Origin of the sequence: Xanthomonas sp. NCPPB 1067 (genome assembly GCF_020783795.1) — a bacterium.
GTDB lineage: Bacteria > Pseudomonadota > Gammaproteobacteria > Xanthomonadales > Xanthomonadaceae > Xanthomonas > Xanthomonas melonis.
The window spans coordinates 45,703-57,937 of sequence record NZ_JAJGQG010000028.1 but is presented as its reverse complement, the minus strand read 5'-3'; the positions used below and the strand labels follow the sequence as shown (position 1 = coordinate 57,937).

Sequence of the window (12,235 nt, the reverse complement as noted above, 5' to 3'; positions counted from 1 at the left end):
CAACTATTATTCCAAACACAAGCAACCCAACGAGTCCGCCATGTCGGCGTGACTCAAACCAAGGAGTCTCCGGGAAACGCGGGGCGGTTCAGTCGATCTCGATGCAGTGGCGCCAGGCGGCATAGCTCTCGGGGAGGTGGCGGGACATGGTGTCTTCCGGACGAGAAAGCGAACCCGGAGGCGCGGGCCGCAGATGACCTCTCGTTTTTGCTGGATTAGTGTTACTTTATAACAATGATCCGCAGCTGCGCAGTCTTGCCTACCGTGTTCTGTTTCCTCCCGTCCCAGATGTGCCGTCCGGAATCGCTGCGAGTGCCGTGCTGCCGTTTGTCGTGGCGAGTCGATTGCCCGCCTCGTAAGGGGAGGGCGTGTTGAAGCGCCGGCACCTGCTACATGGCGGAGCTGCCGCATTGATGCTTTCGCCTGCGCTGGGATCTGCGCAGGGGCTTGCAGTCTTGCGGGCAAGCAGCGTGCAGCAGCAGGGCGAGCTGTTGCGCCTGCGGCTGGAGCTGAGTACGCAGCTTGCCTACCGCAGTTTCAGGTTGTCCGATCCCGAACGCCTGGTCATCGATCTGCCTGGCGTGTCGTCGCAGCCGCCGCGCATCGATCCAGTACCCGCCGGTGCGGCGGTGGCCCGCATCCGCTGTGCGCCGCATCTCGATGGTCTGCGCGTGGTGTTGGATCTGCAGCAGACCTGTTCGGTCAACCCGCGCTGGGAAGGCAGTACGTTGGTGCTGGAGCTTGCCGAGAGGCCCGGCAGCGTGGCCTTGTCCGCGAGCGAGGCTGCCGCTGTGGCAGCGCCGATAGAGCCGGCCGAGCAGACCACGCCTGACCGATCGCGCCTGCACCCCTATGTGGTGGCGATCGACGCCGGCCACGGGGGGAAGGATCCCGGTGCGGTGAGCGCCGATGCACGCTACGAGAAGCATGTTGCGATGGCGATCGCTGCGCGTCTGCACCAGCGCCTGGCCGCCGATGTGCGCTACCGGCCGACCATGATCCGCAGCGACGACCGTTTCGTGCCCTTGCACGAGCGGGTGTTGATCGCCCATCGCCGCAATGCCGATCTGTTCGTGTCCATCCATGCCGACGCCGCGCCCAACGCACAGGCGCGCGGTGCATCGGTGTATGCGCTGTCGGCGAACGGCGCCAGTTCGGCCATGGCCCGTTGGCTGGCCGACAGCGAGAACGCTGCCGACGACATGGGCGACACCGCGCGCCGGCTGCGTGTTCCGGGCAATCCGGTGCTGTCGCAGGTGCTGGCCGACCTGTCGTTGAGCGGCACCATCACCAGCAGCGTGGCATTGGGCAAATTGATGCTCGGGCGTCTGCAACAGGTGACGCGGCTGCATCAGCCAGAGGTCGGGCAGGCAGGCTTCGCGGTGCTGAAATCGCCGGATATCCCGTCACTGCTGGTGGAAACCGGCTTCATGAGCAATCGCGACGACTGCCAGCGCCTGTGTGGCGACAGCCATCAGGACGAGCTTGCGCAGGCATTGCACGCCGGCATCGACGACTACTTCGCACGCAACGCCAGGCACGTCACACGGTCCTAGCGTCCCTGGTCGCGCACGTCGTGCGATCGCCACTTTCCACCAACGAGTTTGCGATGTCCGCCACGCTCCCCGATGTTGCCGTCTCCGAACCGTCCACGTTGAGCGCGCCATTGCGCTGGGTGGGCATGCACGATATCGCCATTCCCGTACGCCTGGATGACGCCGAGCCCGGCGCGACGGTGGGCGCGCGCGCCAGCGTGCAGGTGGATCTGCCACGGGCCGACCTCAAGGGCATCCATATGTCGCGGCTGTATCGCCTGCTGGATCGGCATCTCGAGCAGCCGCTGTCGCCGGCGATGCTGTCGCAGTTGTTGCAGGCCTTGATCGACAGCCACGACGACTGCGGCAGCCGTGCGGCGCGGGTGTCGCTGGCTTTCGAGGTGATGCTGCGGGTGCCGGCGCTGTTGAGCGAAGGGCTGGCGGGCTGGCGCGCCTATCCGGTGCGTCTGGAGGCGCAATGCGTGGAGGGGCGTAGCCGTGTCCAATTGCAGGTCGATGTGCTCTACGCATCGACATGTCCCTGTTCGGCTGCGTTGTCGCGCCAGCTGCTGAGCGAAGCGTTCGTTCGGCAGCACGCCGGGCGCGATGCGCTTTCAGCCGAGGCGGTGGCGGCGTGGCTGCAGGTCAACGGTTCGTATGCCACGCCGCACAGCCAGCGCAGCATCGCGCAGGTGCGCGTCGACCTGATGGGCCGCATGCAGCGGCTGGAGATTCGCGACCTGGTGGGGGTGTGCGAGCAGGCGTTGGCCACGCCGGTGCAGGCGGCGGTACGACGCATCGACGAGCAGGCCTTTGCCCGCTTGAACGGCGCCAACCTGATGTACGTGGAGGACGCGGCACGGCGGCTGCGCCAGGCGCTCGCAGAGCGCTATACGGCTTTCCATGTGGCGGTGCGCCACCTGGAAAGTCTGCATGCCCACGACGCCGTCGCCGAGACCGGCTGCGATGTTGGGCAATCACCTGTGGCAATCGTCTGAGGAGGCGAGATGCAGTGCAAATTCCCCGGCCGCCCGCCCGCGCGGACACGCAAGCGCATCGCCCCGCGTGCGGTTCTGCACAGCGGATGCCTCGGCGCGCACAGCGTCTTGTGCGTCTACGCAAAGGCGGCCCTGGCGTTGTTGTGGTTGGCATGATCCGATGGGGCGCATGCAGCGCCGCGCGCAGGCCTGCCGAGAGTGGTCATGGGGTGACGGGAGTCGTCAGGTCGGGCACGCCGGTACCAACCAGACACGACCATGTCGCCGTACGGCTGTGGGGCGAGGTTTCCGGGAGGAGACTGCCGGCAATGCGCGGCCGCGCATGACGCGTGCCATGTAACGCAAAAGCCCCGCAATGCGGGGCCTTGGCAGGATCTGCTGCGGAACGGATGGCGCTCCCTAGGGGACTCGAACCCCTGTTTTAGCCTTGAGAGGGCCACGTCCTAACCACTAGACGAAGGGAGCGTTTTGTCGCGTCTTGAGCAGCGCGCTAGTATAGTGGGGTAATAGCCGTTGGGCAATCCTGCAACACAAGACGGAAGCGCCATCATCGAACCCTCAGTTACATCCCCGTTCACGCTGCGCGTCATTCCGCGCGACCAGCACACCATCTCGCGCAAGGACATCAGCCCCAACGCGCTGCGCGTGCTCTATCGGCTGCGCGAGTGCGGCTTCGGCGCCTATCTGGTCGGCGGCGCGGTGCGCGATCTGCTGGTCGGCGGCCACCCGAAGGATTTCGACGTGGCCACCAGCGCCACCCCGGAAGAGGTCAAGGCGCTGTTCCGCAATTGCCGCCTGATCGGGCGCCGTTTCCGTCTGGCGCATGTGGTGTTCGGGCGCGAGATCATCGAGGTGGCCACCTTCCGCGCCAACAGCGACGATGGCAGCGGCGACCGCGAGCTCGATAACGGCCGCCTGGTGCGCGACAACGTCTACGGCACCATCGAAGACGATGCGATCCGCCGCGATTTCACCTGCAACGCGCTGTATTACGCCATCGAAGATTTCTCGGTGCGCGATTACTGCGGCGGCTTCGAGGACGTGCAGGCGCGGCTGATGAAACTGATCGGCAATCCGGAGCTGCGCTACCAGGAAGATCCGGTACGCATGCTGCGTGCGGTGCGATTGGCGGCCAAGCTGGGCTTCGAGATCGAGGCCGGCACCGCCGAGCCTATCCCGCGCCTGGCCGGGCTGCTGTCCGAAGCCGCACCGGCGCGGCTGTTCGAGGAGATTCTCAAGCTGTTCCTGTCCGGGCACGGGGTGGCCAGTTTCGAGGGCCTGGAACGTTACGGCCTGCTTGGCGTGCTGTTCCCGGAGAGCGCGGCGGCGCTGCGCTCCAATCGCAGCGGTGCGTTACGCGCGATGGTGCTCGAAGGCCTGCGCAACACCGATGCGCGCGTGGCCAACGACGAGCCGGTGTCGCCGGCATTCCTGTTCGCACTGCTGCTGTGGCCTGCGTTCTGCCGCACGCTGATGGCGTTGCAGGCGCAGGGCGTGCAGCCGGAAGATGCACAGCGCCGTGCGGCCGACCGGGTCACCTTGCACCAGCTGGAGCGTGTGGCCCTGCCGCGCCGCTTTTCCTTGCCGATGCAGGAGATCTGGTTGCTGCAGACGCGCTTTTCCTCGCGTCAGCGCAAGCGCGTGTTCCGTACCTTGTCGCATCCGCGCTTCCGTGCCGCGTTCGATTTCCTGGCGCTGCGCCAGTTCGCATCGCCCGACCATGCGGCCGATGTCGCGTTCTGGCGCGAGGCGCAGCAGGCCTCGGGCCAGGAGCTGGTGCAGGCCATCGAATCGGCGCAGGCCGACCACGGCGACGAGGACGGCGCGCCCCGCAAGCGTCGCCGCCGTCGCCGCCGCACCGGCGCGCCTGCGGGCGAGTAGGGCATGCACTCCGCCTTTGTCGGCCTGGGTGCCAACCTGGGCCCGGCCGAGGCCAGCATCCGTGCGGCGATCGGCGCCCTGGGCGCGCTGCCGCAGTCCACCCTGGTGGCCGCCTCGCGTCTGTATCGCACGCCGGCCTGGGGCCGCGAGGACCAGCCCGATTTCATCAACGCGGTGGCCCAGCTCCGCACCGGGCTGGCGCCGCTGCAGCTGCTGGACGCCTTGCTCGGCATCGAGCAGGCGTTCGGGCGCGAGCGCCGTGCCGGCGAGCGCTGGGGCCCGCGCACGCTGGATCTGGACCTGCTGCTGTACGCCGACCAGGTGCTGGATCTGCCGCGGCTGCAGGTGCCGCACCCCCATCTGCATGCGCGCGCCTTCGCGCTGCTGCCGCTGGCGGAGCTGGCGCCGGAGGCGATCATTCCGGGTCATGGAACGGTGCAGCACGCCCTTCGTGCCATCGATGCCTGCGGGCTGGAGCCGATTGGGTAGATAATGGCCGGCTTACAACCCCACGTAATGAGTTCATGAGCAGCCACAGCGACAGCAAGCCCTGGACCGTGCCCGCCCTGGCCGAGGCCAAGCGGGCGGGTCGAAAACTGGTCATGTTGACCGCCTACGATGCCGGCTTTGCGCGGACCTTCGATGCCAACGGCGTGGATCTGATCCTGGTGGGCGACTCGCTGGGCATGGTGGTGCAGGGGCACGACTCGACCTTGCCGGTGACCACGGCCGACATGGTCTACCACACCGCCGCGGTGGCGCGGGCGCTGCAGCAGGCCTTGCTGGTGGCCGATCTGTCCTTCCAGGCCGACGCCACTCCCGAGCGTGCGCTCGATGCGGCCACCCGGCTGCTGCAGGCCGGTGCGGAGATGGTCAAGATCGAAGGCGCCGGGCACAAGCTCGAGGTCATCCGCTACCTGGTGGAGCGCGAGATCCCGGTGTGTTCGCACCTGGGGTTGACCCCGCAATCGGTGCTGCGCTTCGGCGGCTACAAGGTGCAGGGCCGTGGCGAAGCCGGCGAGCAATTGCGGCGCGATGCGCAGGCGGTGGTCGATGCCGGCGCCAGCCTGGTGGTGCTCGAATGCGTGCCGACGCCGATCGCCGCGCAGATCAGCGCCGAACTGCAGGTGCCGACCATCGGCATCGGCGCCGGCCCCGGCTGCGATGGCCAGGTGCTGGTGATGCACGACATGCTGGGCCTGGACAGCGGTCACCGCCGGCCGAAGTTCGTCAAGGATTTCCTGGCCGAGGGCGGCTCGGTGGCCGGCGCGGTGCGGGCCTATGCACAGGCCGTGCGCGACGGCAGTTTCCCCGATGCAGAACACGCCTACGCCGCATGATCCAGACCCTCACAGATCTATCCGCCCTGCGCGCCCTGGTCACCGGCTGGAAGCGCGAGGGCCTGCGCGTGGCGCTGGTGCCGACCATGGGCAACCTGCATGCCGGCCATTATTCGCTGGTGATGCTGGCGCGCCAGTACGCCGACCGCGTGGTGTCCAGCGTGTTCGTCAATCCGACCCAGTTCGGGCCGAACGAAGATTTTGCGCGTTACCCGCGCACGCCCGAGGCCGACCTGCGCGGCCTGGAAGATGCCGGCTGCGACGCGCTGTGGCTGCCTGATGTGGACACCATGTATCCGCTGGGCACGGCGCTGGCCACGCCGATCCATGCGCCCGGTGTCAGCGATGTGCTGGAAGGCGTGTGCCGGCCCGGGCATTTCGACGGTGTCTGCACCGTGGTGACGCGCCTGTTCAACCAGGTGCAGCCGGATGTGGCGGCGTTCGGAAAGAAGGATTACCAGCAGTTGGCAGTGATCCGGCAGATGGTGGCCGACCTGGCGTTTCCGATCGAGATCCTGGGCGGCAGCATCGTGCGCGAGGCCGACGGCCTGGCGATGAGCTCGCGCAACCAGTATCTGTCCGCCGCCGATCGCCCGGTCGCCGCGCAGATCCGCAAGGTGCTGTTGCAGATGCGCGACAGTGCCGCCGCCGGCACGCCGCGCGCCCAGGTCGAACAGGCCGCCACCGGTGCGCTCGAAGACGCCGGATTCCAGGTCGATTACGCGGTCGTGCGGCTGCCGGACCTGAGCGAGCCCGGCCAGGGCGGCGCCGGTGCGCGGGTGGCGCTGATCGCCGCGCGCCTGGGCAGCACGCGCCTGATCGACAACCTGGAATTCTAGACGGGGCCGCCGGCAGCGCTGGCCGATGGGCGGCGCGACGGCCGTTGGGCCAGCGCCGTCCTGAAGCCCTCACGACCGGCTGCGGTGCAGGCCGGTGGGTGCGGACGCTTTCCGCTAAAATGCCGGCTTTCCTTTCGTCGTTGCCTGCGTCCATGCACCTGTCCCTGCTCAAAGCCAAGATCCACCGCGCCACCGTCACCCACTCCGAGCTCAACTACGAGGGCTCGATCGCCATCGATGGCCTGCTGCTGGAAGCGACCGGCATCCGCGAATTCGAACAGGTCCACATCTGGGACGTCACCAACGGTGCGCGCTTCAGCACCTATGCCATTCGGGCCGAAGAAGGCAGTGGCATCATCTCGCTCAACGGCGGCGCTGCGCGCCATGTGCAGGTGGGCGATCTGATCATCGTGGCCGCGTTTGCCAGCATGAGCGAAGACGAAGCCAAGACCTTCAAGCCCAATCTGGTATATGTGGGTGCGAACAACGCGATCTCCCACACCAACCACAGCATTCCCACACAGGCCGCATGACACAGACCAACGGATTCGACGCGCTCCACGCCCACGCCCAGCGCCTGCGCGGCGCTGCCATCCCCGCATTGCTTGCCGCCGAGCCCCAGCGGCCCACGCAGTACGCCAGGCAGGTCGGTCCGTTGTATTTCAACTTCGCGCGGCAGAAGTACGATCGCGCCGCGCTCGATGCCCTGTTCGCCATTGCGCGCGAGCGCGATGTCGCAGGTGCGTTCCAGCGCTTGTTCCGTGGCGAGCAGGTCAACGTCACCGAACAGCGCGCTGCCTTGCACACCGCGTTGCGTGGCGACCTGACCGACGCGCCGGTGGCTTCGGAGGCCTACACCACTGCTGCAGAAGTGCGGCAGCGGATGGGCGCGCTGATCCAGCAACTCGAAGCCACCGACGTCACCGATATCGTCAGTGTCGGCATCGGTGGATCGGACCTGGGCCCGCGCCTGGTGGCCGATGCGCTGCGCCCGGTGTCCGGTGCGCGCTTCCGCGTGCATTTCGTTTCCAATGTCGATGGCGCGGCGATGCAGCGCACGCTGGCGACGCTGGACCCGGCGCGTACTGCCGGCATCCTGATCTCCAAGACCTTCGGCACCCAGGAAACCCTGCTCAACGGCAGCATCCTGCATGCCTGGCTGGGCGGCAGCGAGCGCCTGTACGCCGTGAGCGCCAACCCCGAGCGCGCCGCCAAGGCCTTCGACATCGCTCCCAGCCGCGTGCTGCCGATGTGGGACTGGGTTGGCGGACGGTATTCGTTGTGGTCGGCAGTGGGCTTCCCGATCGCGCTGGCGATCGGCTTCGAACGTTTCGAGCAACTGCTCGAAGGCGCTGCGCAGTTCGATGCGCATGCGCTCGACACGCCGCTGGAAGAAAACGTCGCAGTCCTGCACGGCTTGACTGCGGTGTGGAACCGCAACCTGCTGGGCAGCGCCACCCACGCGGTGATGACCTACGACCAGCGTCTGGCCCTGCTGCCGGCATATCTGCAGCAGCTGGTGATGGAGAGCCTGGGCAAGCGCGTCAAGCTCGACGGCTCGGCGGTGGACAGCGACACCGTGTCGGTGTGGTGGGGCGGTGCGGGCACCGATGTGCAGCACAGCTTCTTCCAGGCGCTGCACCAGGGCACCAGCGTGGTGCCGGCCGATTTCATCGGCACCGTGCACAACGACGACCCGTATGCGGAGAACCATCTTGCGCTGATGGCCAATGTGCTGGCGCAGACCGAGGCACTGGCCAACGGCCAGGACAGCAGCGATCCGCACCGGAGTTATCCCGGTGGGCGTCCGAGTACGGTGATCCTGCTCGATGCGCTCACCCCGCAGGCGCTGGGCGCGCTGATCTCGATGTACGAACACAGCGTATACGTGCAGTCGGTGATGTGGGGCATCAACGCGTTCGACCAGTTTGGCGTCGAGCTGGGCAAGCAGCTGGCCAGCCAATTGCTGCCGGCGCTCAAGGGCGAGGCGGCCGACGTGGCCGACCCGGTCACCCGTGAGCTGCTGGGCAAGCTGCGCGGCTGAGCCTGTCGCGCATCGATGGTGTCAGACGACGGGGCCCCGCGGGCCCCGTTTCGTTTTTCTGGAGCTCCTGCCCGGCAATAAATTTGGACTAAATGGCCAAATTTCCCAAAATGGGACGTTGGGAGTAGGCTGAGGCAACCACCGCGCGCAGGACCGCCCATGTCTCGCCTCCAGGATCTGCCCAAGCTCGAAAAATCCCCCGCCGCCGACATCAAGGTGAAAGGCTGGCCCAGCCTGATGCGCAAGGTGCGCTCGCATGGCGCGGTGGTCATCACCAACCACAATCACCCCGAGGCGGTGGTGGTGGACGCGGAGGAGTATCGCCGGCTGGTCAACCAGGCAAATGCAGCGACGGCCGCCTCGACGCGCGCGCAGTCGCTGCAGGCATTGCAGACCAGGTTCGATGCGCATCTTGCGGCAGTGACCAATGGCGCCGGTCTGGCCAAGGCGATCGGCAAGCCGGCACGCCGGGGCAGCAAGATCGACCTGGGGCCGTCGCTCTAAATCGTGGGGAACATTCTGGTGCTGGCCGGCGTCAACGGCGCCGGCAAGAGTTCGCTGTTGGGCAGCCTGCTGCGGGAAGACGGCGCCACCTGGTTCAACCCGGATGCGTTCACCAGAGCGCTGGTGGAGCAGGGCTGGATACTGGACGATGCCAATGCGCAGGCCTGGCAGGAGGGCGTGCGGCGGCTGCGTCAGGCCATGGACGTCGACCATGACTATGCGTTCGAAACCACCCTGGGCGCGACCACCATCCCGCGCCTGCTGCGGCAGGCCTGCGCGACGCACACGGTGGCGGTCTGGTTCTGCGGCCTGTCCAGCGTCGAGCTGCATATCGCACGTGTGGCGGCGCGCGTGGCCGCCGGCGGGCATGCCATCCCCGAGCACAAGATCCGCGAACGTTACGATGCCTCGCGCGCCAACCTGATCGCATTGTTGCCGCACCTGTCGGTGCTGCATGTCTACGACAACAGCGCACCGGCCGATGCCGCAGGGCAGGTTGCGCCGTTGCTTGTGCTGGAAGCAGATCGCAGCGGCCTGCAATATCCACAAACCCCGGAAGAATTGGCACAGGTGCCCGATTGGGCCAAGCCCATCGTGATGGCAGCACTGGAAACGCGCGGCATGCCTTGACGCCCATCCGGTCCTGCAAGCGGTGAGGGCGCCACGCACCGGACTCACTCAGCTTCTGGCTGTACCCAGACACTGCGACGACTCAAATCCCTGGCTGTTTTTGCATCCTGTGTCCGGATGGATTGGACGTTTCGGATAGATCAAATGCTGAGCGCATGATTTGCAGCATGGCTGCAAGGCCCAGTCGAGATGGTCGCTGTGCATGCTTCTCAATAAAACAGCCAGCAAACTCTCTGGTGCGGTGTCCTCGCCGATTGCGGGACCCTTGGCGGCATGGATGCCGCCACGGAGCCTCCAGGGAAGGATTTACGGCGTGTCCCGCGAGCGGTGAGGGCACCGCGCCCTCGACCGACTCAGCGTTTGACATGGGCATGCCGCTCGCACCGCTTTGCCAGCACGCGAGCGGCGACACCACGCGCTTACGCCTTACCCAACTGCACCGCCACCGGGTCGCCGGTGAGGTAGCCCACCGCTGCGCCGAAACGGTTCTTGTAATTGGCGCGCACCAGTGGATCCAGCGTGGCCTTGACGGTGTCGTGCAGCGGGCTCTCCCAGTCGCCGGGATGCTGGAAATTGCTCATGACATAGGTCCAGCCGTGGATCTGGTCCACCGCGTGCAGACCGGTGGATTCGGCGCCGGCCGGCACCGATAGCAGGCGCGTCAGGCTGCCGGTGTCCACGTTGTAGGCCCACAGGAAATTGTTGACGTGCAGGCTGCTGTCTTCGCCGATGAACAGGGTCCGCAGCGATTCGGAGAATTTCAGGTTGTCGGGATTGGCCAGGCGCTCCGGGTCGGCCAGGTTGCCCAATGCATCGGGCTGGGCCAGATCGTGGCCGGTGAGGGCGGCCGGTGCGGCCATGTCGATCGGCACCCACTCGCTGTGGATCGGCGCGCCGCTGCTGTCGCGGCGTCCGCCGCGCAGGTTCAAGGCGTACACCGCGCCAGCATCCGGGCCTTCCACCTTCACGTCGCCGGAGCCATTACGCATGCTGGTGACGATGTAGGACATGGCCATGTAGGCAACCTTGTCCTTGGCATTGACGGTGGTGCCTTCGAGCTTGGTGAAGCCCAGGCTGCCGCCGGCCAGCGCGGCGTAGCGGTGGGTTTCCAGATAGGTGGCGGCCTTTTCCATGCCGGGCTTGATGCGGATCCAGTTGAAGGTGCCGTTGAACGGGATCCTGGTGAACGAGGCATCGCCCGGGTCGCTCAGATGCACGTCTAGGATGTCGGCGGCAGTGAGGCCATCGGCCAGCGCTTCGATCTCGGCGCTGGTGGCGTGGCCCAGCTTGATCCAGCTCAGCGTCGCCGCGCCCGGGCCGACGCCGGAGGTCTGGTGCCACTTGCCGACATAGAGCGTACCGGCGGAAAGGTCGGCCTTGCGGTCGGCGATGAACATGAAGAGCCCGCCATTGGTCGCATCGTCGCCCATCAGCACGGTGCGCTGGTCGGGCATCACCTGCACCAGCTCATGCGAGATGCGGCCTAGGCAATAGTGCTTGCGCACGCTGCCGGTGCCGTCCGGGTGCACGGTGATTTCCGGCAGGTGGCCGTAGTGATACGGGTTGGCCTTGTCCGGGTCGCCATAGAGGTGCGTGCTGTAGCTGCGGAACTGGGTGTTGCCCGCCAGCGCGGTCGCGTCGGGCTCGTATTCTTCGCTGGACAGATGGGTATTCCACGGCGAAAGGCTGGCGCCGCAGGTGGTCCACAGCCCGTGCACCGGCGCGGTATCGACGTTGTGGTACTTCACCAGCGACAGCTTGCCGGTGGCTGGGTCCTGATCGAGGGTGAGGACGGCGATGGGCGCGGGAAGGTGGCGATTGGTGTCGTTGCCGGCCTGATCGCGGGTGGTGTATTCGAACTGCACCACGGCGAAGACGTGGTTGCCCTTGACCCCCGGAACCCTCGCATCGGGCAGGGTCAGCAGCGAGGAGCCGTCCGGGCAATCGGAGAAGAATGGGCGTTCGGCACCGGGCCTGGAGCGGTCGATGATGGGGCGGTGGTGGATGTCGTAGTAGCCGCCGGCCAACACGGTACCGCCGTTGCCGTCCGGCACCGGATCGCCGGTGACGAAGAAGGGCTGATAGGCCAGCGTGTAGCGCTGGGTGCTGCCGTCGCTGCGGGCCACGCTCAACGACGAGCCCACCGTGGTGGTGGCCATGGCGGCGGGGTTGGCCAAGCTGGGGGCGGGCATGCCATGGAAGGTGGCCGAGACCAGCGGGGCCGGTGTTTGCGAAGGCCGCAACGAACGGGCCGCCAGCGCGGTATTACCCGGTTGGTTGAACGCGGCGGCACTGGCACTGCCGAGCGGCAACAGCGGAGCGGCCGCCAGCAGTTGCATCAGACGGCGACGTGAGGGGTTGTGGGAGGCGGACATCGAAACTCCAGGCAAAGGCAACGACCGCCGGCGGCGACGGCGCAGCGGCAAGCCGGTCACGCTAGGTCGGGCGTATGACAGTGGTTTGA

The 12,235-nt window shown here is 66.8% G+C and carries 11 protein-coding genes and 1 tRNA gene; 10 read left to right on the top strand and 2 right to left on the bottom strand.

Annotation, left to right across the window (positions count from 1 at the left end; all coding sequences use genetic code 11):
* Positions 1 to 413: 413 nt before the first annotated feature.
* Positions 414 to 1,556 (top strand): N-acetylmuramoyl-L-alanine amidase, encoded by a 1,143-nt coding sequence (locus LL962_RS17470; protein WP_228317816.1) that lies wholly within the window; start codon positions 414 to 416, stop codon positions 1,554 to 1,556.
* 53 nt (positions 1,557 to 1,609) lie between these two features.
* On the top strand, positions 1,610 to 2,533 hold the full coding sequence (gene folE2, locus LL962_RS17465; protein WP_228317814.1) for a GTP cyclohydrolase FolE2: 924 nt from the start codon (positions 1,610 to 1,612) through the stop codon (positions 2,531 to 2,533).
* Between the two features lie 390 nt (positions 2,534 to 2,923).
* Here folE2 and LL962_RS17460 read toward each other — a convergent pair.
* A tRNA-Glu gene (locus LL962_RS17460) sits at positions 2,924 to 2,998 on the bottom strand.
* Between the two features lie 48 nt (positions 2,999 to 3,046).
* Between LL962_RS17460 and pcnB the strand changes: the two genes are divergently transcribed.
* From pcnB to LL962_RS17420, 8 genes are all read left to right on the top strand, one after another.
* The gene (pcnB, locus tag LL962_RS17455) at positions 3,047 to 4,414 is read left to right on the top strand and encodes a polynucleotide adenylyltransferase PcnB (protein WP_104586433.1); all 1,368 of its coding nucleotides are present in this window, start codon (positions 3,047 to 3,049) and stop codon (positions 4,412 to 4,414) included.
* A 3-nt stretch (positions 4,415 to 4,417) separates the two neighbouring features.
* Positions 4,418 to 4,903, top strand: coding sequence for a 2-amino-4-hydroxy-6-hydroxymethyldihydropteridine diphosphokinase (folK, locus tag LL962_RS17450; protein ID WP_104586432.1), 486 nt, complete (start codon positions 4,418 to 4,420; stop codon positions 4,901 to 4,903).
* Positions 4,904 to 4,938: 35 nt separating this feature from the next.
* The gene (gene panB / locus LL962_RS17445) at positions 4,939 to 5,754 is read left to right on the top strand and encodes a 3-methyl-2-oxobutanoate hydroxymethyltransferase (protein ID WP_104586431.1); all 816 of its coding nucleotides are present in this window, start codon (positions 4,939 to 4,941) and stop codon (positions 5,752 to 5,754) included.
* On the top strand, positions 5,751 to 6,593 hold the full coding sequence (gene panC / locus LL962_RS17440) for a pantoate--beta-alanine ligase (protein ID WP_228317813.1): 843 nt from the start codon (positions 5,751 to 5,753) through the stop codon (positions 6,591 to 6,593). The genes panB and panC overlap by 4 nt, the downstream gene beginning before the upstream one ends.
* Before the next feature lie 152 nt (positions 6,594 to 6,745).
* Positions 6,746 to 7,126: an aspartate 1-decarboxylase gene (gene panD, locus LL962_RS17435; RefSeq protein WP_104540474.1), complete on the top strand. Its 381-nt coding sequence runs from the start codon at positions 6,746 to 6,748 to the stop codon at positions 7,124 to 7,126.
* Positions 7,123 to 8,637: a glucose-6-phosphate isomerase gene (gene pgi, locus LL962_RS17430; RefSeq protein WP_228317812.1), complete on the top strand. Its 1,515-nt coding sequence runs from the start codon at positions 7,123 to 7,125 to the stop codon at positions 8,635 to 8,637. The genes panD and pgi overlap by 4 nt, the downstream gene beginning before the upstream one ends.
* A gap of 159 nt (positions 8,638 to 8,796) precedes the next feature.
* The gene (locus LL962_RS17425) at positions 8,797 to 9,141 is read left to right on the top strand and encodes a type II toxin-antitoxin system prevent-host-death family antitoxin (RefSeq protein WP_104586426.1); all 345 of its coding nucleotides are present in this window, start codon (positions 8,797 to 8,799) and stop codon (positions 9,139 to 9,141) included.
* A 3-nt stretch (positions 9,142 to 9,144) separates the two neighbouring features.
* The gene (locus LL962_RS17420) at positions 9,145 to 9,771 is read left to right on the top strand and encodes a hypothetical protein (RefSeq protein WP_228317811.1); all 627 of its coding nucleotides are present in this window, start codon (positions 9,145 to 9,147) and stop codon (positions 9,769 to 9,771) included.
* A gap of 419 nt (positions 9,772 to 10,190) precedes the next feature.
* Here the strand turns inward: LL962_RS17420 and LL962_RS17415 are convergent, their stop codons facing one another.
* The gene (locus tag LL962_RS17415; RefSeq protein WP_228317810.1) at positions 10,191 to 12,146 is read right to left on the bottom strand and encodes a PhoX family protein; all 1,956 of its coding nucleotides are present in this window, start codon (positions 12,144 to 12,146) and stop codon (positions 10,191 to 10,193) included.
* Positions 12,147 to 12,235: the final 89 nt, after the last annotated feature.

Bases quoted from the DNA above. Each gene is read 5' to 3' on its own strand.
- LL962_RS17425 (WP_104586426.1), top strand. From the start codon at position 8,797: ATGTCTCGCCTCCAGGATCTGCCCAAGCTCGAAAAATCCCCCGCCGCC.
- LL962_RS17415 (WP_228317810.1), bottom strand. From the start codon at position 12,146: ATGTCCGCCTCCCACAACCCCTCACGTCGCCGTCTGATGCAACTGCTG.
- pgi (WP_228317812.1), top strand. From the start codon at position 7,123: ATGACACAGACCAACGGATTCGACGCGCTCCACGCCCACGCCCAGCGC.
- panB (WP_104586431.1), top strand. From the start codon at position 4,939: ATGAGCAGCCACAGCGACAGCAAGCCCTGGACCGTGCCCGCCCTGGCC.
- folE2 (WP_228317814.1), top strand. From the start codon at position 1,610: ATGTCCGCCACGCTCCCCGATGTTGCCGTCTCCGAACCGTCCACGTTG.
- LL962_RS17470 (WP_228317816.1), top strand. From the start codon at position 414: ATGCTTTCGCCTGCGCTGGGATCTGCGCAGGGGCTTGCAGTCTTGCGG.
- folK (WP_104586432.1), top strand. From the start codon at position 4,418: ATGCACTCCGCCTTTGTCGGCCTGGGTGCCAACCTGGGCCCGGCCGAG.
- panD (WP_104540474.1), top strand. From the start codon at position 6,746: ATGCACCTGTCCCTGCTCAAAGCCAAGATCCACCGCGCCACCGTCACC.
- panC (WP_228317813.1), top strand. From the start codon at position 5,751: ATGATCCAGACCCTCACAGATCTATCCGCCCTGCGCGCCCTGGTCACC.